We start from the raw sequence: 21,608 nt of genomic DNA, 5'->3' as shown, positions 1-21,608 counted from the left end.
CCTGGGGAGAGATGCTCATGACGTCGACCGATCGCGCGCTACGGCTGCGTCGGCGGCTCGCCGGACGCCGCGAGGTGTCCACACCGGAGGTCGGCCCGGCCGCCACCGCACCGGTCACCGCCGACAACCTCGTCGCCGCCTTCGACGAGGTCGCCGGACGGCACCCCGACCGGGTCGCCGTCCGCTGCGACCGGCAGGCCCTGACGTACCGGGAACTGGCCGCCGCCTCCCGGGCCCTGGCCGGCCGGATCGCGACTGTCGCGCCGCCCGGTCGGCCGGTCGGCGTGCTGCTGCCGCGCTCGGCGCGGATGATCGTGGCGGCGCTGGCGGTGCTCCGCACGGGGGCCGCGTACCTGCCGCTCGACCCGGAGGCGCCCGCCGTCCGTACCGGCACGATCGTCGGTGACGCGGCGCCGTCCCTCGTGATCACCACGGGTGCGCTGGCCGGCTCCCTGCCCGCGACGGCCGCGGCTGTCCTGCTCGACGCGCCGGACAACGGCGGGGAGCAGCCGGACCCGCCCGCCGCACCGGCCCGCCCGATCGCGCCCACCGACCGGGCGTACGTCATCCACACCTCGGGCACGACCGGCCGTCCCAAGGGCATCGAGGTCTCCCACGCCAACGTCCTGCGCCTGATCGGCACCACGCAGCCACTGTTCGGGTTCGGGCCGGGCGACGTGTGGACCATGGCCCACTCGTTCGCCTTCGACTTCTCGGTGTGGGAGATGTGGGGGGCGCTGCTCACCGGCGGGTGTGTGGTCGTCGTCGAGGGCGAGGTCATGCGGGACCCGGTGGCCCTGCGGCGCCTGCTGCGGGCGGAGCGGGTCACGATGCTCAGCCAGACGCCCACCGCCTTCAGTGCGCTGGCGGCCCAGGAGGACGAGTACGACGACCGGCTGCCGTTGCGGTGGGTGGTCTTCGGCGGTGAGGCGCTCCGGTTCGCGGACCTGCGGCCGTGGGTCGCCAAGTACGGCGACGCCGGGCCCGAACTGGTCAACATGTACGGGATCACCGAGACCACCGTCCACGCGTCGTACCGCCGGATCCTCGCCCCCGACCTCGCCGGCACGACCAGCCTGATCGGCGCGCCACTTCCCGACCTCGACTTCCTGCTGTGGGACGAGGACGACCAGCCGGTCGCCGACGGCGGGATCGGGCAGATCATCGTCACGGGCGCGGGCGTGGCCCTCGGATACCTGGGGCAGCCGGAACTCACCGCGCAGCGGTTCGTCACCGTCACCGACGCGCAGGGCCGGCCGGTACGCGGATACCGCTCCGGGGACCTCGCCCGGCGGACGCCCTCCGGCGAGTACGAGTACCACGGGCGCAACGACGACCAGATCAAGATCCGCGGCTACCGCCTGGAGCTGGGGGAGGTGCACGCCGCCCTGCTCGCCCTGCCCGGGGTACGGCAGGCCGCGGTGGTGCCGCACACCGCACCCGGCACGGGAACGCGGCTGGTGGCGTACGTCGTCGGCGACGCCGGCCCGGCGCAGCTGCGCTCCCGGCTGGAGGACCGGCTTCCGGCGTACGCCGTTCCGTCCGCGTTCGTCGCCGTCGACGCGCTGCCGCGCACCGCCAACGGCAAACTCGACCGGGCAGCCCTGCCCGATCCCGGCCCCGTCCTGACGCCACACGTGCCCGCGGGCGTCGACGACGTCACGCGGTCCCTGCTGACGATCCTGGCCGAGCTGCTGCCCGGCACCGAGGTCGAACCGGACACCGACTTCTTCCGGCAGGGCGGGAACTCCCTGCTGGCGACCCGCCTGCTGGCCGCCGTACGCCGGCAGTTCGGTGTCGTCGTCCCGCTGCGCGACTTCCTGCGGGCGCCGACGGTACGGGCGGTGGCGGGCGCGGTCCGGCGGGCCCGGCAGGCCGGCCCGGGTGCGGCGTCCCGCCGCCCGGTCGACCTGTTGCCGCTGGGGGACTCCGCGGCGGGCCGGGCGCCCGTGGTGGCGCTGCCCGGCGTCTTCGGGATCGCAGCCTCGATGGCGCGGCTGTCGACGCACGTCCGGGGCCGCCCGTTCCACGCCCTGCACACCCGGGACCTTCTCCGGGCCCAGGACGGCACGCCGTCCTCCGCCGTGGCCGCGCAGGCGTGCCTGACCGAGCTGCTGCCCGTCGTCGATCCCGGGGTCCACCTCGTCGGACACTCCCTGGGTGGGGCGATGGCGCTGCACCTCGCCCACGCGGTGCGGGCGGCCGGCCACCAGGTGCGGAGCATCACCCTGCTCGACGCGCCGAGCCCACGCTGTCTCCACCAGCGCCTCTCCGAGGAGCACCGGGCCCAGCTGGTCGCCTTCCTCTCCGACGTGGCCCTCGCGTTTCCCGAGCACACCCGCCGGTGGCGCGAGCTCTCCCCGCAGTCCGCAGCCGGGATGGCCGACACGGAACTGCTGCGGTGGGCCGCCTCCACCGCGGCACCCGCGCTGGCTGCCACGATCGGCGGGCTCGCCCACGCCTTCGAGGACTACCGGACGATGGGACGGATCATGGCAGAGCCCGCGCCTGCACTGGCCGTGCCCGCGCTGCTCCTGGTGGCGGGCCTGGAGAGGTCCACCGACGACGGCGGGCACACCGAGGGCTGGCACCTGGTGCTGCCGAACCTGACCGAGACGGTGGTGGCCACCAGCCACGAAGGCATGCTGCGTGAGCCCGGAGCGGCGACCGTCGCCGAGGCAATGACCGAATTCCAGCGCCAGCAGGACAAGACGGAAGGAAATCCGAGTTGACCCGGGAACCGGCTGCGAGCGCAGCGTTCCGCCCACCGCGACTGGCCAGGATCCTCGTCGGCGGTTCCGGCGTGATGAGCCTGGCCAACGGCGTGACGATTCCCTTCCTCACCATCTACCTCCGCAACGAACTCGGCCTGTCCGTCTCGGCGGTCGGCCTGGTCATCGGCTCCTCCGTGCTCTTCGGCATCTCCGGTGGGTTCCTCGGCGGCGCGCTCTCCGACATCGTGGGCCGCCGCCGGGTCCTGCTCTCCTGCCTGCTGGTGGTGATCGGCAGCTTCGTCGGGTTCTACTTCGCCCGCGACGCCGCGACGGCGTTCGCCTTCAACGCGTCCATGGCGTTCGCCACCAGTGCCTTCAGCCCGGTCGCGAAGGTACTCATCAGCGACCTGCTCCCCGTCGCGCTGCGGGTGAAGTGGTTCTCCTACCAGTACCTCGCGATCAACGCCGGCTACGCCGTCGGTCCGCTGATCGGCGTGGCCCTCGGGCTCACCGGCGCCCGGCTCTCGTTCCCCGCCGCCGCCGGCGTGTACCTGGTCTACCTCGCCGTCCTCTGGGCGGCCACGCGGCAACTGCCACGACCGTCCACGGGGGACGGCGGGCTGACGACGCTCGGCCGCAGCACGGGCGCCATCGTCCGGGGACTGGGCGAATCGGCCCGGGCGGTGATGTCGGACCGCCGCCTGCTCCTCCTGCTCATCGGCGCGATCCTGTTGGAGACGGTGCACAGCAGGATCTCGGTGCTGCTCGCCCAGAACTTCGTCATCGACTTCGCCGACAGCGCCCGGGTGCTCGCCGCGGTCATGACCACCAACGCGGTGGCGGTGATCGTTCTCCAACTCTTCGCCGCCGGCTACGTGCAGCGCTACAACCCGTTGAACGCCATCACCCTCGGTGGGATCCTCACCTTCGTGGGGATGGCCGGCTTCGCGATCTCCGAGCAGATGTGGCACTACATCGTGGCGATGGTGGTGTTCACCGTCGCCGAGACCCTGATCGTGCCGTCGGAGTTCGCGCTCGTCGACCGCATCGCGCCCGAGGAACGGCGCGGGGCCTACTTCGGCGCACAGACCTTCGCGCAGGTCGGCGGGTTCACCGGACCGTTCCTCGGCAGTCTCGTCCTCGCGTCCTTCGGCGGGCCGGTCATGTTCCTCGCCATCGGCTCCCTGGCGTTGGTGAGCGTCGCGCTCTACCTGCTGGTCGGCCGGCGCATTCCCGACCTGAGCCGCCACGACACCCTCCCGGAGGCGGAGACCGAAAAGGCGTCATGAGAGCCGCGGCGGGCATTCTGCGCCTGGCCGCCTGGCCGAGCAGTCGGGCGCTCCGGCGCACCCGGGTACTTTCCGTGGCGGCCCTGCATGGGACCGTCGACATCGACCGGGACGAACGCGGCATCCCGTGGATCCGGGCGGGCGACGAGCGTGATCTCTACGTGGGCGTCGGGGTCGCGATGGCGTACGACCGGCTGTGGCAGATGGACGTCCTGCGCCGGCGGGCGACCGGACGACTGGCGGAGGTGTTCGGCGCTCGTGCCGCCGGCTCGGACGTCCTCGCCCGTACCCTCGCCTTCGATCGGGCCGCCCGCCAGAGCGAGGCGCTGCTCTCACCGCCTGCCCGCGCCAACCTCGCGGCCTTCGCGCACGGGGTCGACACCGCGGTACGCCGGATGCGGCGCCGCGGGCAGCTCCCGCCCGAATTCCACCTCCTGAGGTACCGGCCGGGCCCGTGGTCGGTCGGCGACTCGCTGGCCGTCGTCAAGCAGCTCGGCTTCCACCTGGGCCGCAACCTGCAGCAGGAGGTCTTCCGTAGCCGGCTGCTGGCGGAGCGACCGGACCTCGTCCACAGCTTCCTGGCGCCGAAGTACCCGCCCGGCGGCAGCGTCACCATCAGGGCCGGCGCCCCGGCGGGGCCGGCGGCACGGCGCGGCGACACCGCGCTGCTCTCCGCGGCCGGCGCCGCCCACCTCGGCGACCTCTTCGCGGGCCGGCAGGGGAGCGGCTCGAACGCGTGGGCGGTGTCCCCGGCCAGGTCCGCCACCGGCTTCGCCGCGCTGGCCAACGACCCGCACATCCTGTTCACCCACCCGAGCCTCTGGTACCAGCTGGGACTGGACCTCGACGGCGAACGCGCGTACGGGGTGACGGTGCCGGGCGTGCCCGGACTGGTGATCGGCGCCAACCCGGATCTCGCGTGGGGGGTGACCAACTCCACCATCGACACCCAGGACCTGGCCGTGGGGGAGCGGCCGGACCCGACGGGAGAGCCACGGTGGTCGCAGACCAGCGTCGTCCGGGTGCGCGGCGGGACCGAGATCTCCGTGTGCGCCGCAGGCGGTACGGGATACGTCGACCTGCCGGGCCCGCGCGGTGCGGAAGCCGAGCCGGTGGCCCTCTACTGGAGTGGTCTGCACCCGTCCACCGAGGCCGAGAGCTGCCAGCGGATGTGGCGGGCGCGCGACTACCCGGCGTTCCGCGAAACCCTGCGGGGCTTCGGTGTGCCCGTGCTCAACCTCGTCGTCGCGACCCGGGACGGGACGGTCGCGCTGCGGACGGCCGGAATCGTGCCCCGCCGAGACCGTCGGGAGGGCCTCGCCCCGGCCGGCGCGGCAGAGGTGGCCGCTCGCTGGAGCACCACGCTCGGGTTCGACGAGCTACCGGAGGTCGTCGATCCGCCAGCGGGCTTCGTGGTCAGCGCCAACCACCAGATCCTGCCCGACGGGGTCGCCCCGCACCTGGGCAGCGACTGGGGCGGACCGTACCGGGCCGACCGGATCGAGGAACTGCTGACGGCGACGCCGACGGCCCGCCCGGACGACTTCGGCGCGTGGCAGATGGACCTGCGCAACGGCAGGGCACAGCGCATCCTGCCCACCCTGCTGAAGGCACTCGACGAGCATCCACCGGAGTCGCCACTGGCCGTGTTCGGCCATCAGTCGTTGGCCACCTGGGACGGCAGGGACGACGCCGATCAGGCCGCACCTCTGGTCTTCGGGGCGCTGGCCCGCGTGTTGACCGAGCGCTGGATCACCAGCCGGCTCGGTGCGGCCGTCGCCGACGCCATGACCGATGTGACCCTCCAGGTGGATCACCTGGTGATGGACGCGGACGCCCGCCGGCGGCTCGGCGAGACGGAGGAAATGCCGGTCGTCGTGGCCGACGCCCTCACCGAGGCGGCGCGTCGACTCGCCGACAGATTCGGCGACGACCCCACCGGCTGGCGTTACGGCAGGTCGAACCGGATCGCGGACCAGCATCCCCTGGCCGCGGCGTCGGACACGCTGCGTTCGCTGTACGGATCGCCCCCGACCCCGGTAAGCGGCGGCGGGCAGAGCGTCTGCCTGATGTATCCCGACCGCCACGGCCAGGTGGTCGAGGGCGCGCCCTGGCGCTTCGTCGTGGAGTTCGGCCCCTCCGGCAGCACCCGCATCCGCGACGTGCTCCGCCACGGCAGCTCGGGACATCCCCTCTCGCCGCACTACACGGACCAGACGCCGGCGCACGCCGAGGGGCGGCTGTACGAGGTACGCCTCGACAGCCCGCCGGAGGTGCGCAGCCGCCTGACCCTGGCGCCCCGGACGGCGGGGCGGTCGCATCGCGCACGGTGAAGGTGTGGCCGCCGACCCGGTCGTGTCGTCAGCGGGGACCGTGCAGGAGCGCGCCGTGCAGTACGGCGGACGGGTCGGCGCCGAGGTCGAGTGGGTCCGGGGTAGCGTCGGCGGCGGCGAGGAGGTCGCCGAGGGTGGCGATCATGGCGCCGTTGTCGGTGCAGAGCCGTGGTGAGGGGACACGCAGCCGTACGCCCGCCGTGCGGCAGCGTTGTTCGGCGAGTGCGCGCACGCGGCTGTTGGCGGCGACGCCGCCGACGAGCAGGAGGGTGTCGGCGTGGTGGTCGCGGCAGGCGGCGAGGGCCTTGCGGGTGAGGGTGTCGGCGACGGCCTCCTGGAAGGAGGCGGCGACGTCGGCCACCGGAACTGGTTGGTCGCGGCGTTGTTCGACCCAGCGGGCCACCGCGGTCTTGAGGCCGGAGAAGGAGAACCGGTAGGGCGGGTCGTGTGGGCCGGTCATCGGCCGGGGGAAGGCGATCGCGGCGGGGTCGCCGGTGCGGGCGATCCGGTCGATCGCCGGGCCGCCGGGGTAGGGCAGGCCGAGCAGGCGGGCGACCTTGTCGAATGCCTCCCCGGCGGCGTCGTCGACGGTGTCGCCGAGGTGGACGACCGGGTCACGGGCGAGGTCACCGAGGAGCAGCAGGCTGGTGTGGCCGCCGGAGACGATCAGTGCGACGCAGCGGGCGGGCAGGGGCCCGTGTTCGAGGATGTCGACGGCGGCGTGGCCGGCGAGGTGGTGTACGCCGTAGAGGGGCACGCCGAGGGTGAGGGCGTAGGCCTTGCCGGCGGCGAGGCCGACCTGTACGGCGGTGGCGAGGCCTGGGCCGGCGGTCGCGGCGACGGCGTCGATGTCGGCGAAGCCGATACCGGCGCGGTCGAGGGCGTGTGTGACCATCGGGGTGATGGCGTGCAGGTGGGCGCGGGCGGCGATCTCGGGTACGACGCCGCCGAAGCGGGCGTGCTCTTCCATGCTGGTTGCCAGGGCGTCGCCGAGCAGGACACCGTCGGCGACGATGCCGACGCCGGTCTCGTCGCAGGACGTCTCGATGCCGAGGACGATCGGCATGGTCAGGTGCCGTCGGGGGTGCCGACGCCGACGCCGGGGTGTTCGGCGCTGGCGGCCAGGATCTGCTTACGTTGCTTGATGGGGAGCCGGTCGACGTAGGCGAGGCCGTCGAGGTGGTCGACCTCGTGCTGGAAGCAGCGGGCGAGGGTGCCGGTGCCCTCCAGGCGGATCGGCTCGCCGTGCAGGTCGACTCCGGTGACGGCGGCGGTGGCGGAGCGGGCCAGGTCGGCCTGTTGTCCCGGGACGGACAGACATCCCTCGGAGTCGGTCACGAGTTCCCGGTGCTCGGGTAGGTGCAGCACCGGGTTGATCACGTGGGCGACGGTGTGGGTACCGGTGGCGTCGGGGCAGTCGACGACGAAGATCCGGGCGTCGACGCCGATCTGGTTCGCGGCCAGACCCACGCCGTGGGCGGCGTACATGCTGGCGAACATGTCGTCGACGAGCGTGGCGAGCGCGTCGTCGAAGACGGTCACCGGGGCGCACCGGCGGTGCAGCACCGGGGCGCCGTAGCGCGTGATCGGCCTCGGGGTGCCGGCATGCGTTTCCATAGTCGCCCATATTATGCAACTGCACATGAGTGGCAGTAAGGCTGGGCCGGTTGGTGGGGCATGGCCAGGTGCCAGGGCTGGACGGCGCCATCGGAGATCGGCGAGGCCGCTGCGGTTGCCCACGTCGGTTTCCGAGGGCTCGACGGGCGTGCCGTCGTGACCGGTGCCGGCATCGTGGCGGGCCGTGGACCAGCGGATTCGGCCTCAGCGAGCCGTCGTCCGGCACCGCGTACACCGTCCGTAGACGACGACGCCCGCGAGGTGCCCGCTGGGGTCCGCCTCGATGCCGGCGGCTTGCGCGGCGGCGACGCTCGCCGCGACCGCCTCGGCCGGCAGTTGTCGTATGTCGCCGCAGCCTGCGCAGACGGCGTGGTGGTGCGCGTCGTCGGCGAGACCGAAGGTGATCGTCCTGCCGATGGGCACGGTGTGCGCGATGCCGAGTTCGACCAGTTGCGCCAGGACCCGGTGCACCGTGGAAAGCTCCACGGCCAGGCCGCGGGCGAGTAGCGCGTGGTGCAGCTGGGAAGCGGTGAGGTGCCCCTGGTCGCCAACCGCACGGGCGAGCTCGTCAAGTACTCCCCGACGTGGTGCGGTGTTGCGCAGGCCCGCACGACGCAGGCGCCTCACCGCGGCGTCCACCCGGTCGGCTCCCGATGTGCTCAATCGCCACTCCTCAGCGCGTACGCACTCCTCATGTTGCAAGATAGTGGCAACAACCTAGCCTTGGCAGCAACAGAGGAGTTCTGATGGCGGTCTACAACCTGCCGGATTTGCCCTACGACTACGGCGCACTGGAGCCGGCCATGTCGGGGCAGATCCTGGAGCTGCACCACGACAAGCACCACGCCGCGTACGTCAAGGGTGCGAACGACGGCCTGGACCAGCTCGCCGAGGCCCGCGACAAGGGCGACTTCTCGAAGCTTGTCGGCCTGGAGAAGACGTTCGCCTTCAACCTGTCGGGTCACGTGCTGCACACCATCTTCTGGGGCAACCTGTCCCCGGACGGCGGCGACCGCCCGGACGGGGAGCTGGCCGCCGCGATCGATGAGCACTTCGGCTCGTTCGACGCGTTCGCCGGGCAGCTCTCCGCCGCCACGAAGAGCGTGCAGGGCTCCGGATGGGGAGTCCTGGCCTGGGAGCCGCTGGGCCAGCGGCTGATCGTGGAGCAGGTGTACGACCATCACGGCAACATCGGGCAGGGCTCCACGCCGCTGCTGGTCTTCGACGCCTGGGAGCACGCCTACTACCTGCAGTACAAGAACGTGCGGCCCGACTACGTGGACCGGCTGTGGAACCTGGTCAACTGGTCGGACGTAATCGCCCGATTCGACGCCGCCCGCGCCACGACGCCGAAGATCTGATCGGCGTGACCGAGCCCACCCCGGCTGCGGCGGAGCTGCTCCAACGGGCCGCCGGGGTCATCGCGGCCAAGCACCGCGGTGATCTCGGCGGCGCCGAGGAACTGCTCGCCGCCTTCGGCACCGAGCAGGCCAGGACCCTCGGTTTCTACCTGCTGGCAGACCTGAGCCTCGGGCTGCTCCGGGCGCAGAGCGGCCAGTCCATGGACGACCTCGTACGAGAGCTGTCCCTGCTCGTCGCCGCCACCGCCACACCACCCGAGACCTGACCCGGCTGGTCCATCGGTCGGTGTCGCCGGCACGCCATGCCGGCGACACCGACCGGATCACCGCAACCGTCGCCCGGGGTGCGTGAGCGACTGCGGGGTACCTGAAACACTCTCGCTCTGTTGCCAATAAGCTGTAGCTGCACATCATGGGCAACAAGGGGGCGTTGGTGCGGACGGCGGAGATCAAGCGGCGTTTCCTGGCGCACTTCGAGACCAACGGGCACACGGTGGTGCCGTCGGCGCCGCTGCCGGCGATAGCGGACCCGAACCTGCTGTTCATCAACGCCGGCATGGTGCAGTTCGTCCCCTACTTCCTCGGCCAGCGGGCCGCGCCGTACCGGGCCGCGACGTCGGTGCAGAAGTGCATCCGGACGCCGGACATCGACGAGGTCGGCAAGACGTCACGGCACGGCACGTTCTTCCAGATGAACGGCAACTTCTCGTTCGGCGACTACTTCAAGGCCGGCGCGATTCCGCTGGCGTGGGAGTTGTCCACCACGCCGGTCGAGCAGGGCGGTTTCGGGCTGGACCCGCAGCGGATCTGGGCGACGGTCTACCTGGACGACGACGAGGCGTACGACCTGTGGCTCGCCACCGGCGTGCCGGCGGAGCGGATCGTGCGCCGCGGCAAGGCGGACAACTTCTGGTCGATGGGCATCCCCGGTCCGGCCGGCCCCTGCTCCGAGCTGTACTACGACCGCGGCCCCGCCTACGGCGCCGAGGGCGGCCCGGAGGTCGACGAGGACCGGTACCTGGAATTCTGGAACCTCGTGTTCATGCAGTACGAGATCGCCGACGTGGCGTCGAAGACCGACTTCCGCATCGTCGGCGACCTGCCAAACAAGAACATCGACACCGGCATGGGCCTGGAGCGCATCGCCTCGATCCTGCAGGGCGTGGACAACCTCTACGAGATCGACGAGGTCCGCCCCATCCTGGCCAGAGCCGCCGACCTCACCGGCAAGCAGTACGGCGTGCACTCCGGGCAGGCCGCCACCCAGTCCCACCCCGACGACGTACGCCTGCGGGTCATCGCCGACCACGTGCGGACCTCGCTCATGCTGATCGGTGACGGGGTGACCCCGTCCAACGAGGGCCGCGGGTACGTGCTGCGCCGGATCATGCGCCGCGCCATCCGCGCCATGCGGCTGCTCGGCTGGCACGACAAGGCTCTACCCGAACTGCTGCCCGTCGCCCGCGACTGCATGGCCCCGTCGTACCCCGAACTCGCCACCGACTTCGACCGGATCTCCTCGGCCGCCTACGCCGAGGAGGACACCTTCCTCGGCACGCTGCGCGCCGGCACCACCATCCTCGACACCGCGATCACGGAAACCAAGAAGGCCGGGCGCTCCGCACTGCCCGCCGACAAGGCCTTCCAACTGCACGACACGTACGGCTTCCCGATCGACCTCACTCTCGAAATCGCCAACGAGCAGGGCCTGACCGTGGACGCCGACGGCTTCCGGGCGCTCATGACCGAGCAACGCGCCCGCGCGAAGGCCGACGCGAAGGCCCGCAAGACCGGCCACGCCGACCTGTCGGCGTACCGGTCGGTGCTCGACGCGAACGGGCCCACGCAGTGGCTGGCCTACGAGACGCTCGACACCGACTCCCGGGTCGTCGCGCTCTGGTCCGGCGGCGCGGCGGTCGATGCCGCCCACGCCGGCGACATCGTCACGGTCGCCCTGGACCAGACGCCGTTCTACGCCGAGAGCGGCGGCCAGGACTCCGACGCAGGCGCAATCACCGGCCCGAACCTGCGCGCCGAGATCATCGACGTGCAGCGACCGGTCAAGGGCCTGATCGCGCACACCGTCCGGATCCTCGACGGCAGCCTCACCGTCGGCGACGCGGTGCACGCCGCAGTCGACCCCGAATGGCGCGTCGGCGCCCGGCAGGCGCACTCCGGCACGCACGTCGTGCATGCCGCGCTGCGGCAGGTGCTCGGGCCGAACGCGTTGCAGTCCGGCTCGTACAACCGGCCCGGATACCTGCGCCTGGACTTCGCCTGGCGCGGCGGCCTCTCCGACGCCACCCGCAGCGAGATCGAGGAGGTCTCGAACCTGGCGATCCGCCGCGACCTGCCCGTCGACGTCCGCTACCTGCCGCTGGAACAGGCCCGCACCGAAGGCGCCCTGGCCCTGTTCGGCGAAACCTACGACGAGACCGTGCGGGTCGTCGAGATCGGCGGCGCATGGTCGCGTGAGCTGTGCGGCGGCACCCACGTCGACCACTCCGCGCAGATCGGCTCCCTCGCCGTCACCGGCGAATCGTCGGTCGGCGCCGGCCAACGCCGCATCGAAGCCGTCACCGGAATCGAGGCGTTCCGCTACCTCGCCCGCGAACGCGACCTCGTCACCCAACTCGCAGCCCAGCTCAAAGCCCGCCCCGACGAACTGCCCGACCGCATCACCACCCTGCTGGCACGACTCAAGCAGACCGAACGCGACGCCGACGACCTACGCGGCCGGCTCATCGACCTGGACGCCGACACCTACGCCGCCAACGCCACCGACCTCGACGGCATCGCGTACGCCGGCATCACCACCACCGGCGACGCGCGCCGCCTCGCCGAGAAGGTCCGCGACCGCCTCGGCCGCCGCCCCGGCGTCGTCGGCGTCGTCGCTGGCGCGAGCATCGTCGTCACCGTCACCCCCGCCGGCGTGCAACGCGGCCTGTCCGCCAACGACCTGATCAAACACCTCCTGGCCGGAAAAGGCGGCGGCAACGCCGCGTCCGCCCAGGGCAAGGCCAACGCGGAACCGACGGAACTGCTCGACCAGCTGCGGGACCTCACCCGCGCGGCATGACACCCGACGCCGCCGACTGACCACCACACCCACCACCCCCGGGGGTGCCGCCACCCAGGCCGAGCACCACCGCCGAAAGGAACCCATGAGCGCCGGCACCGTGGTTCGTTCCCCCGACGGTAGCGACATCGTGCTCGGCGAGGTCGGCCAGCGGGTCCTGCTCGCCAACTCCCGGGTACGGGTCTGGGAGGTGGCCCTCGCTCCAGGCGAGTGCCAGCCCTGGCACCTGCACCGCAACCCGTACCTCGTGCTCTGCCTCGACACCTCGGCCTGCCGCATGGACTGGCTCGACGGCAGCCCGCCCCGGCACATCAACGAACAGGTGGGCGGTGCTATCTACCGGCCCGTCTCCCCGGTCCACATGCTCACCAACCAGGGCCACAGCCTCTACCGCAACCGCCTCGTCGAACTGCTCGACCTCGGCGAGGAAGCCTCGGGAGAAGCACCGTACGCACTGCCCGACACGACCGACGGCTGGCCCGGGGAACCGGCCCACGGCATGGCCCTGACGACGGTGCTGGACACCGACGGGGTGCGCGTCCAGCGCCTCACGACTCCGCCCGACGACGAACACACCTGCCGCGCGGAGTCGGTGCCCCTGCTCGTCGTCGACCTGGCCGGCGGCGCGGACGCCGACACACCGCCACGGCCCGCAGTGCGCTACCTGCATCCCGGCGAGACCCACAACATCCGGAACCCGAACCGCACACCGATCGACACCCAGATCGTGGAGCTACGTTACCTGCGGGCCCTGCCCGCCGGGCAGTAGCGGCAACCGCAGCACGACCGGGACCGGTGACGGTACCGGGAGCGCAGATCCGCTGCGTACACCGACTCGCGCCACGCCGTGCCCTGCTCGACGGCGCGGAGAAAGGCTTAACGACGCTCGCACTGTCCGAGTCTTGACACCAGCGGAGCCCGATACCTTAATATCCAAGATCCCAGATGCATGCGGGCTCGCTGGTTCGCCGCCGAAGGGGTTGGTCGGCCCGTCCCGAACCAGTGACCACCCGAACGTGGGCAGAAGTCGCAATCGGTGGTCTCCTCGGTGCGGATTGTGTTTCCGGTCGTCATTCATCGCGAGCAAGGGGCCGAATGCGGACACTCGACGAAACACTGCCGGGCGACGGGGCGGAGTCGCGTCGCATCGGCCGCCGCCATCTGCTTGGTCTGGTCACCGCCACACTGGCAGCCGGCATCATTCCGGAGGCGTGGCTCGCGGAAGCCGCGTACGGCGCGACGCCGAGATGGAACCGGCCGTTCGACAAGTGGGTGCCGATCACATCCTCGTACGGGATGCGGACAGACCCGATCACCGGCGTGTCCAGGATGCACAACGGCACGGACTACAGCTACTCGGGAATCCTCGGCTATCCGATCCGTGCGATCGCGGCGGGCACCGTGACCAGCGTGTCGTACAGCGCGGGCGGCCTTGGGCACAACGCCACCATCACGCACGCCGATGGTTGGCGGAGTGTCTACGGGCACATGCGGGAGGCTCCCCGAGTCGGGACGGGCGTGCAGGTCGCCGCCGGGCAGCACATCGGCAACGTCGGATCCACCGGCCACTCCACCGGCCCGCACCTGCATCTCGAGATCTTCCAGCCGAACGGTCAGCGCGTTAACCCCGAGTCGGTTCTGACGGGTGCCCCATACGCCGGGGCGCCCGGAACTCCCCCTGAGATCGTCACTAAGGATGGACTGATGTACCTCATCTGGAGCACCGGCGGCACCGGTTACCTGGTCACCCCCAACCGGGTCATCGGTCTGCGGTCGATGGCGCACTACAACCTGTTCAAGCGGATCATCAACTCGAACCAGGCCGCCGCCCAGCCTGAGGTCTTCAACGCACTGGAGATCGACCAGATCAACGCGTACCTCAACGGGACCGTGCCTGCCTGATCCACCCGGCGGTGGCCTCGGAGACGCCTGCGCGGTCTGACGGCGCGGCCTCACCTCAGGTGCCGGGCGAAGAACTGGTTCCCGGCGTCCCCCTCGAAGTGCGGGACGCCGGTGTGCCCGCCCATGTTGGCGTGCAGCGTCTTCTCCCTGGTGCCGAAGGCGTCGAACAGGTCCAGGGCCGCCTGCCGGTCGTTTCCTTCGTCGTCCCACTGGAGCAGGACCTGCAGCGGAATGGTGACCTGTCGGGCCTCCTCGAACATGGTGCGGGGCACGAAACTCCCGGCGAACAGGAGGGCGGCCGAGATGCGCGGCTCGACCACCGCCAGCCGGATGCCGATGGAGATCACCCCTCCCGCGTACCCGACCGGGCCGCCGATCCCGGGCAGCGGAAGGAGGGCGTCCAGGGCGGCCCGCCATTCCGGGACCGACTTCTCGACCAGTGGGAGGACGAGCCGATCAACGAGCTCGTCGTCGACCGGCTCGCCGGCCTCCAGCGCCCGGTGCAGGTCGGCGCGGGTCTCCTCGGCGGCGGCGGAACGGGGCCGGTCACCGCTCCAGGGGAGCTCGAGGGTGGCTGCGGCGAAGCCCTCCGCCACGCAGTGCCGGGCCCGCGCCATCAGTCGGGGGTACAACCTGTGCAGCCCGCCGGGGTGGCCCATCAGAATCAGCGGGGCCGGTGCGGAGCCGGATCCCGGCGTCCACAGGATGCCGGGGATCTCACCGAGGGTGAACTGACGTTCGAGGACATCGTCGTCGAGGCGCTGTTCGGAAGTGAATCGCATGGTCGTGCCCTTCGGGAGTGCTCGTGAGCGGCGCTCCCGGACGACCTATCGCCCGACCGTGACCCCGGAGGGGAGCACCCATGTCGATACTGCATTCACGGGTACCACCTCCTCGTTCTCTCGCACGGCCGTTGGCAGAGTAGCGGTGCTCGCCGTGGCCCGCCAACGGGTTTCCGCGGACGCGCGGCAGCCGGGAGTGCAGCACGTCGCTGCTGACCGCGGTGGGGCGGCGAGGGCACGGGCGGGACGACGCCGCGCCTGTGCTGTCAACCTCGCCGCCCCACGCGGTCAGTACTTGACGTACGCGGTGACGGCGCGGTGGTCCGAGTACGCCCCGCCGGTCATCGACTCGGTGACGGTGGCGACGTTGCTGAAGCCGTTGCCGCTCTTGACCAGCAGGAAGTCGATACGCCGGCTGTTCAGGGTGTCGTAGGCCGAGGAGCAGTTGCGGCTGCCGCACTTCTCGGCGATCGGGTCGCGGTAGCCGTAGCTCTTGCCGTCGTTCCACCATCCCGCGTCGTCGGGCTCCGCGTTGGCGTCGCCGGCGACGATCTTGAGGTCGCCGCCGAGGCGGCCCATCGCCTCGTCGGCCTCCTTGATGTTCTCGTCCGCGCACTTGGGGCCGTGCCAGGTGTTGGTGGGCCAGTGGATCGAGGCTACCGAGACGTCCTGGTTGGCGACGTTGTCGTGCAGCCGGATGCCGATGTTGTGGACCCGGTCCTGGCTGCTTCTGGTGGGTTCGAGGTTCTGGCATCCGCCGGTGCCCGCGTCGTAGTTCGCGGGGGCGTCGGAGCGCCAGCGGGTGGCGGCCTCGTAGGTGAACCGGTCGGAGCGGTAGATGACCGCGTTGGTCTGCTGGTTCTTCATCTTGCCGCAGGTGCTGGTGTAGCCCATCGAGCCCGGGTTCGCGATCGCGATCTGTCCGGCGTAGGTGCCGGGCAGTTCGTCCGAGAGGCGCTTGGTCAGGGTGTTGAGCTGCGTCTGGTTCGAGACCTGCTGCACGGTGAAGATGTCCGGGCTCAGTGGGCGGCCCTTGAGGTAGGTGATCAGCCGGTCCCAGATGTGGCCGTCGGCGCAGGAGCTCGGCAGCCAGTTCTCGATGTTGTTGTTGTAGACCACCAGATGGCTCGGCGAGGTGTTCACGGCGGCCTGGGCGGCGGTGGCGCCGGTGAGGCCGACCGCCGCGGTCGTGAGGGCCGTGGTGAGCACGGCGACGGCGCCGCGTACGAGGCGGTTGTTACGGATGGACAACTTTCCTCCTGATCGGATGGAGACACTCGGCGCAACTGCGCCAGCGCCGATGAGGCTCGGCGCTCGCCACTGTCAGAGCGTCCGTTGGTATTCCTCCCAGGTCCGCTTGGGGCTGACCGCAGGACCGTCGTCGCGCCCGCGATTCGCCAGGCCGTTGAGGCCGAGGTAGTAGTCGCCGGCCTGGTGCTGCGCGCCGGTCGACTGGTCGGTGTCCGCCAGCGCGATGGCGTGGATGTGGTACGGCCAGTCGCCCTGGGACGGCGTACGCAGCCAGGCGGCGAACCCGACCGTGCGCAGACGGCGCAGCACCTCGGTTCGGGTGGCCGACGACAGGCCGTTCACGGAGAGGTCGAGGGCGCCACCGCCGTCGTGGGTGCCCGCCGACGCGCCCACGCCGGTGTTGTAGGACCCCTGCGTGATGGTGAGTTGGCGCCCGAGCAGGCGTTCGGCCTCGAGGAGCATGGATCTGGTACGGGTGTTGACGCGTACGTCACGCAGGCTCACCACGGTGCCGGGCGAGATCGCCTTGACCACGGTGTAGCGCCCCTCGCCCAGCAGCCGCAGCGACGACGGGCCGGGCAGGCCGGTCGCGTCGAGGCCGGTATAGCCGAGGGACCGTTGGTACGCCGCATATGCGGCGATCGTGCTGGTGCCGAAGTGTCCGTCCACGTAGGTGGCCGACAGGTGTCCTCTGGCCTGTAGGGCGCGCTCGACCAGCAGGACGCTGTCCTTGGCGCCTGTCGTGATGGCGGTGTCCGCCCGGCGCGGATCGATCTGGGCGGCCTTGATGAGCGCCTCCATGTCGACCTGGGGCAGCGCGGCGGAGACGGGGCGGGCCAACGGCCCGGCGGCGGCCGCGGCGGCGCCGGCGGCGACGAGCAGGCTTCTTCTCGTGATCACGTTTTCTCCGTCGGTGGGTGGGGTGCGGCCGGTCGGCAGCGTGAAACGCCGGGGATGAACCGGCCCGTGCCGATCCGGTCCCAGACGTTGCTGGTGTCGTACGCGTTGCCGAGGTCGGTCACTACATCGACCGTGCCGGCGTGCTCGCGGCGAAGAGCCCGTCGACCGCGGCGGGGAGGGCGACCGCGAGCAGCCGCAGGGGGACGTGCCGTCAACTGGTCTCCTGTCGAGGGCGAGCGATGATCCGTGACCGCGATCACCGGTTCGGTCGCCCGACTATCAGGGACGACGGCGCCTTCGTCAAGATGTTCATCGATGGAGAGCTGGTCCGCGCTGCGTGTGGCGGTGGTGGCCGCCGAGCCGGTCCGCGGGCGGGAGGGTCGGACGACGCTGTCGAGCTGAGTCGTCTGTGACATCAGGCGCCGTCTGGGCCACCGCGCACCGGCCGGCGGCGAGTCGTCTGCGACATCAGCTCGACAGCGTCGCACGTGCGGATCCTCCGCCGACGGACACCAGGGCGGAGCGTTGGAGTTCGTCGCGAATCCGGATCTCGGTCCGAAGCGCCGGTTGCGCCAGCGGTCACCCGATCAACGTTCTGAGACGAGGCACCAGCCTCATGGCGGAGACATCGGTGCGTGCCCCGGGAGGTTCCGGCAGCGACCGCGGCGAACCCGGCGCCAGCAGCCCGAACGGCAATCGCTGCGACTGACTGTCGGCCGCAGCCGCATGGCGCCGGCCGGAGCCGGCGCCATGGTGGTGGAGCGGCTCCGGTCTACCAGTTGCAGTTGGCGGCCGGGATCCAGCCGTCCTGCCCCGGCGCCTCGGCCCCGTGGCCGTAGTACCAGGTCTGGATGTCACTGCCGCCGTAGATCGAGTGAACGCGGAAGCCTCGCCCGGGGCTCAGGGTGCGTAGCGTGCTGCCCCAGGGCTGGTCGCGCAGCCAGGTGGTCTGGTTGGTCACGCAGATGTCACCAGGGCTGTCGCTGGCGGCGGCCGGCGCGGACACCACCGCCGATCCCGCGGCGACGACGGCCATGACCGCCAGCACGCGTACAACGTTACGCCTCATGCGCTTCCTCTCGATCGGGTGCCTTGCGAGGCATCGACTATGCCCAACGCCTCTGACATGACAAGTCGGGCATCCCGAGCGGTAGGTCCGGGTCCAGCCGATGCGTTGGTGGACGACTTCCCGGCTGCCGGAGGTGGTGCTGATGCGTACCGTATGGAGCCGGCCGCCGGCCTACCTGCGGGTGCTGCGGCCGGAGCGCCGGGGCTGGGCGCGGGCGACCCACCAGCCGAGCAGGACGATGAGGAGCGTGACCCCGAGCTTGATCGACAGGCTCCAGATCAACGCCGTGCCGTTGCGGTACCAGTCCCACCAGAGAACTCCGCCCAGTGCGAGCAGCACGACGAGCGCCGCTGCGACCAGGCGCAGACCGACCGGCCTGGTCTGGGGCGAGAGCAGGGCGGCGGCCGAGAACCCGGCCAGTAGCAGGAGGACCGCGAGCAGGGCCAGCGCGATCGGCACTGCGGGCACCAGCAGGGATACGGCCAGCAGCACAGCGCCGGCCGCGACGGCGATCTCCACTGCCCGCGTGCCCATCGCGCTGCGGCGGGTGAGCAGGGCCACCATCGCCCAGACGGCGAGTGCGTAGCCGCGGAAGGCGGAGAGCACCACGGCCAGTGGCCTGGTGCGCGCCGTGTCGCCGGCGACGTTGGCGAGGACGGTGGCGGTGTGCGACGTGGTTCGGGCAAAAGTGTCGCTGCCGACGTCACCATCGATGCGTTCGCCGCCGATCTGGGCTGCCTCGTCCCACAGCCGCCACAGATCCTGGGCCGGCATCTCCCGGCCGGCCTTCAGGTCGGCGGCGTCGAAGGACGCCAGCCAGGCGGTGCTCGTCCTGGCCCGATCGGTGCCCTCGGCGCGTACCGCGGCGGCGAGGCCGGGCAGGTCCTCTCTGAGCACCGAGGTCTGGATCGGTCGGGCGATGGCTCTGGTGCAGGCGCTCAACGAGCGGGCGTCCGGGTTGCCGAGGATCTGCTGCGCCTCGCGTTCGCACGCCGCGCGGTCCCGCGCCCACTGGTCGGCCAGCCATCCGCGGTCGGGCGACCGGTCGGGGACCGCGCACCGCTCGAACGCCTCCATCAGCCGGTCCACCGCCTCGGCCTGGGCCGGCCGTGGCCCGGCACAGGTCGCTGATCCGGGTGCCAGCAGACACTGCCGTAGTCGCTCCGGCGCCAGCAGGATCCGGATGAGCTGTTCGACCGCGTCCATTCGGCCGTGCAACCAGTCGTTGAGGCGCCACGAGCCGCGGTAGAAGGCGCCGAAGTGGTGCAGCTGGATGCCGGTCAGCAGGTCCGGGTGCAGCGAGGAGACCTTGGCGAGCTCCACCTCCTGCTCCGGGTCCTGACTGGCGCTGGTGAAGGCGAGCTGTACGACGTCGAGCCGCAACATGTTCCGCAGGACGGTCTCGTCGGCGGACCGCATCGGGACGAGGAACCGGTGGAGTGCGGTGAGCCGCCCCGTCCACTCGCCATCCGGATCGAGCACGTCGTTGCCTGCCTCGCTGACCGTCCGCAGGGCGGGGGCGACCTCGTGAAGGCTCCGGGCCAGTTCGAGCGCCTGCCGGTGAAGTCGGGCTCGTCGCACGCCGTCACCGGGGACGGGCAGGGCGTCCCACGCCGTCAACGCGGCGGCGAGCCAGCGTTCGAGCTCGGGCAGGTTGTCGGCCGTCCGGTTCAGCGAGCCCCGGCGCCTGGGCATCGGATCGATGCCGTACCGCGCCGGTCCCGTTGGCGCGGCCGACCAGTAGCGGTTGAGGTCGGTGCGGTCTGCGTGGATCTCCTCCAGGGTGGCGGCTGCCTGTTCGCGGCAGCGCACGATCCTCGTTCGCTCCGGCGTACCGAGGTGGGCCAGCCACACCGATCGTTTGAGCAGGTCGACGGTCATGTCTGCCAGGCGCTGGACGGTGGTCTGTCCCCAGTCCCAGCCGGCTCCGGTTCTCCCGAGCGCTTCCGCGAGGGGGCCCTCGGGGACGAACGACATCCGTTGTCGCCGAAGCGCGGCGAGCAGTTCGTGCCCGCTCCACTGCTCGGCGGGTCGGCCGCGCTGTCCCATCGCCAGCAGGGGAGCGATCGTGGTGGCCGCGTTCTCGACGCGCACCTCCAGGTACGCCGGCCACGCCCCGTCGGAAAGCTGCTCGGCGACGCCGATCATCGCCGTCGCGAACCGGTCCCGGGCCCGGCGGCGCATCCGCACCGTGGTGTTGCGGCCGCGGATCTCGGTGAGTTCCCGGGAGACGGAGTCGGTGGCCCGCAGTCGGGTGAGGACTCCGAGCAGCACCTCGCGGGCCGACGGGAGCGGCATCCCCGGGCCGGCGGCGTCCGCATGCGGGGCTGCCGGCGAGTCGGCCGCGGGGGAGGGGCAGAGCTGCTCGCCCGGATCCGGGGCGACGTACGCGAGAACCCGGCGCACCTGGAAGCCGGCGGTCTGCCGGTACACCGCCTCCAGGGCCGGGCGGATCGGCTTGTTGAGCAGCACTCCGCCGTCCACCACGTGCTGCGCGTCGCGGAAGTTCGATCGACCCGCCGCGGACTCCCACCGCAGGTCGCTGCCGGGATCTCCGGGGCGCACCCGTACGAAGTGCGGCTCGAAGGCACCCGGGAACGACGACGTGCACCGCGCCGCGGCGGCCAACTCGTCGAGCACGGCGTCGGCGGCGAGGTCACCACTGACCGGTCGGCCGTCGCGGTAGCCGGCCCGGAGGTCGGCGAACCGGAAGGTGGCGTCGTGATCGGTCTCGGTGATCCCGACACCCAGGTCGTCGGTGAACGTCGTGGACCTGCCCTGCCAGAGCGTCCCGGTCAGCACCAGCTCGATCGGCACCCGTTCATCGTCGGTCCGGGCCGAAGGCGATCCGGTGGTCGAGACGACCTTCTCCAGCGCGTCCCGCACCTTCGGAAGGAAGTAGTCGTCCCCCTTCAGCAAGGATCGTGGACGGCGCGTCAACGGGTCGCGCAACAACCGGTCCAGGCTGCCGTGCTCGTGCCACAGGTCCCGCATGACGGACAGGTCCCCGCCCCTGGCCAGGCCAAGCGCGAGGAAGGCGCCGTTGAGACCGCCCGCCGAGGTACCCGAGATGACATCGACGCGAACGTCCGCCCGGAGCAGATCCAGCAGCGACGCGTACGGCGACTCCGGGTCCGTGCGTGCCGCGGCCAGGCGGGAGACCTCGAGGGTGACGCCGCTGATCCACACCGCCAGGCTGACTCCACCAGTCATCACCACGGCAAGGCGGATGTCCTGCCGGTCGGCTCTGTCGCTGGAGGACGCCGGCCGCGGCGGCTCCCGGCCCTCGCCAGTCTGCGCCACTGCTACCC

Annotated in this window: 16 protein-coding genes; 8 read left to right on the top strand and 8 right to left on the bottom strand. The window is 71.4% G+C overall.

Annotated features, from left to right (window positions below; all coding sequences use genetic code 11):
- The first annotated feature begins 17 nt into the window (after window positions 1-17).
- From ABZ573_RS14890 to ABZ573_RS14880, 3 genes are all read left to right on the top strand, one after another.
- Complete coding sequence (locus ABZ573_RS14890) at window positions 18-2,732, top strand: amino acid adenylation domain-containing protein (RefSeq protein ID WP_358118527.1); 2,715 nt, start codon at window positions 18-20, stop codon at window positions 2,730-2,732.
- On the top strand, window positions 2,729-4,003 hold the full coding sequence (locus ABZ573_RS14885; protein WP_225851844.1) for an MFS transporter: 1,275 nt from the start codon (window positions 2,729-2,731) through the stop codon (window positions 4,001-4,003). Before ABZ573_RS14890 ends, ABZ573_RS14885 begins: the two co-directional genes overlap by 4 nt.
- A 74-nt stretch (window positions 4,004-4,077) precedes the next feature.
- Complete coding sequence (locus ABZ573_RS14880; protein WP_358118525.1) at window positions 4,078-6,336, top strand: penicillin acylase family protein; 2,259 nt, start codon at window positions 4,078-4,080, stop codon at window positions 6,334-6,336.
- A gap of 28 nt (window positions 6,337-6,364) precedes the next feature.
- Here ABZ573_RS14880 and tsaD read toward each other — a convergent pair whose 3' ends face one another.
- The 3 genes from tsaD to ABZ573_RS14865 form a co-directional block, all read right to left on the bottom strand.
- Window positions 6,365-7,402 carry a tRNA (adenosine(37)-N6)-threonylcarbamoyltransferase complex transferase subunit TsaD gene (tsaD, locus tag ABZ573_RS14875; protein ID WP_151452289.1) on the bottom strand — a complete coding sequence of 346 codons (1,038 nt, stop codon included), beginning with the start codon at window positions 7,400-7,402 and terminating at the stop codon, window positions 6,365-6,367.
- Window positions 7,403-7,404: 2 nt separating this feature from the next.
- The gene (gene def, locus ABZ573_RS14870; protein WP_151452288.1) at window positions 7,405-7,953 is read right to left on the bottom strand and encodes a peptide deformylase; all 549 of its coding nucleotides are present in this window, start codon (window positions 7,951-7,953) and stop codon (window positions 7,405-7,407) included.
- Window positions 7,954-8,157: 204 nt separating this feature from the next.
- Complete coding sequence (locus ABZ573_RS14865) at window positions 8,158-8,592, bottom strand: transcriptional repressor (RefSeq protein WP_192581202.1); 435 nt, start codon at window positions 8,590-8,592, stop codon at window positions 8,158-8,160.
- Window positions 8,593-8,699: 107 nt separating this feature from the next.
- Between ABZ573_RS14865 and ABZ573_RS14860 the strand changes: the two genes are divergently transcribed.
- From ABZ573_RS14860 to ABZ573_RS14840, 5 genes are all read left to right on the top strand, one after another.
- Window positions 8,700-9,314, top strand: a complete 615-nt coding sequence (locus ABZ573_RS14860; protein ID WP_151452286.1) for a superoxide dismutase — start codon at window positions 8,700-8,702, stop codon at window positions 9,312-9,314.
- Window positions 9,315-9,319: 5 nt separating this feature from the next.
- Window positions 9,320-9,580 carry a superoxide dismutase gene (locus ABZ573_RS14855; RefSeq protein WP_327028916.1) on the top strand — a complete coding sequence of 87 codons (261 nt, stop codon included), beginning with the start codon at window positions 9,320-9,322 and terminating at the stop codon, window positions 9,578-9,580.
- A 167-nt stretch (window positions 9,581-9,747) separates the two neighbouring features.
- Window positions 9,748-12,393, top strand: coding sequence for an alanine--tRNA ligase (gene alaS, locus ABZ573_RS14850; protein ID WP_151452373.1), 2,646 nt, complete (start codon window positions 9,748-9,750; stop codon window positions 12,391-12,393).
- 85 nt (window positions 12,394-12,478) lie between these two features.
- Window positions 12,479-13,162: a hypothetical protein gene (locus ABZ573_RS14845; protein ID WP_192581201.1), complete on the top strand. Its 684-nt coding sequence runs from the start codon at window positions 12,479-12,481 to the stop codon at window positions 13,160-13,162.
- A gap of 326 nt (window positions 13,163-13,488) precedes the next feature.
- Window positions 13,489-14,295, top strand: coding sequence for a peptidoglycan DD-metalloendopeptidase family protein (locus ABZ573_RS14840; protein ID WP_327028915.1), 807 nt, complete (start codon window positions 13,489-13,491; stop codon window positions 14,293-14,295).
- Between the two features lie 50 nt (window positions 14,296-14,345).
- Here ABZ573_RS14840 and ABZ573_RS14835 read toward each other — a convergent pair whose 3' ends face one another.
- The 5 genes from ABZ573_RS14835 to ABZ573_RS14815 all read right to left on the bottom strand — a co-directional run bounded on the left by ABZ573_RS14835 (window position 14,346) and on the right by ABZ573_RS14815 (window position 21,516).
- Window positions 14,346-15,077 (bottom strand): alpha/beta hydrolase, encoded by a 732-nt coding sequence (locus ABZ573_RS14835; protein WP_151452283.1) that lies wholly within the window; start codon window positions 15,075-15,077, stop codon window positions 14,346-14,348.
- A 288-nt stretch (window positions 15,078-15,365) separates the two neighbouring features.
- Complete coding sequence (locus ABZ573_RS14830) at window positions 15,366-16,328, bottom strand: hypothetical protein (RefSeq protein ID WP_151452281.1); 963 nt, start codon at window positions 16,326-16,328, stop codon at window positions 15,366-15,368.
- Between the two features lie 72 nt (window positions 16,329-16,400).
- Window positions 16,401-17,228, bottom strand: a complete 828-nt coding sequence (locus tag ABZ573_RS14825; protein ID WP_327028913.1) for a peptidoglycan-binding domain-containing protein — start codon at window positions 17,226-17,228, stop codon at window positions 16,401-16,403.
- 772 nt (window positions 17,229-18,000) lie between these two features.
- The gene (locus ABZ573_RS14820) at window positions 18,001-18,297 is read right to left on the bottom strand and encodes a hypothetical protein (RefSeq protein ID WP_151452279.1); all 297 of its coding nucleotides are present in this window, start codon (window positions 18,295-18,297) and stop codon (window positions 18,001-18,003) included.
- A gap of 171 nt (window positions 18,298-18,468) precedes the next feature.
- Window positions 18,469-21,516, bottom strand: coding sequence for a patatin-like protein (locus ABZ573_RS14815; protein ID WP_358118519.1), 3,048 nt, complete (start codon window positions 21,514-21,516; stop codon window positions 18,469-18,471).
- Between the last annotated feature and the right edge of the window lie 92 nt (window positions 21,517-21,608).

This window comes from Micromonospora sp. NPDC007220, from assembly GCF_040634035.1.
Lineage (GTDB): Bacteria > Actinomycetota > Actinomycetes > Mycobacteriales > Micromonosporaceae > Micromonospora > Micromonospora reichwaldensis.
This window is presented reverse-complemented; position numbering and strand designations above follow the sequence as displayed.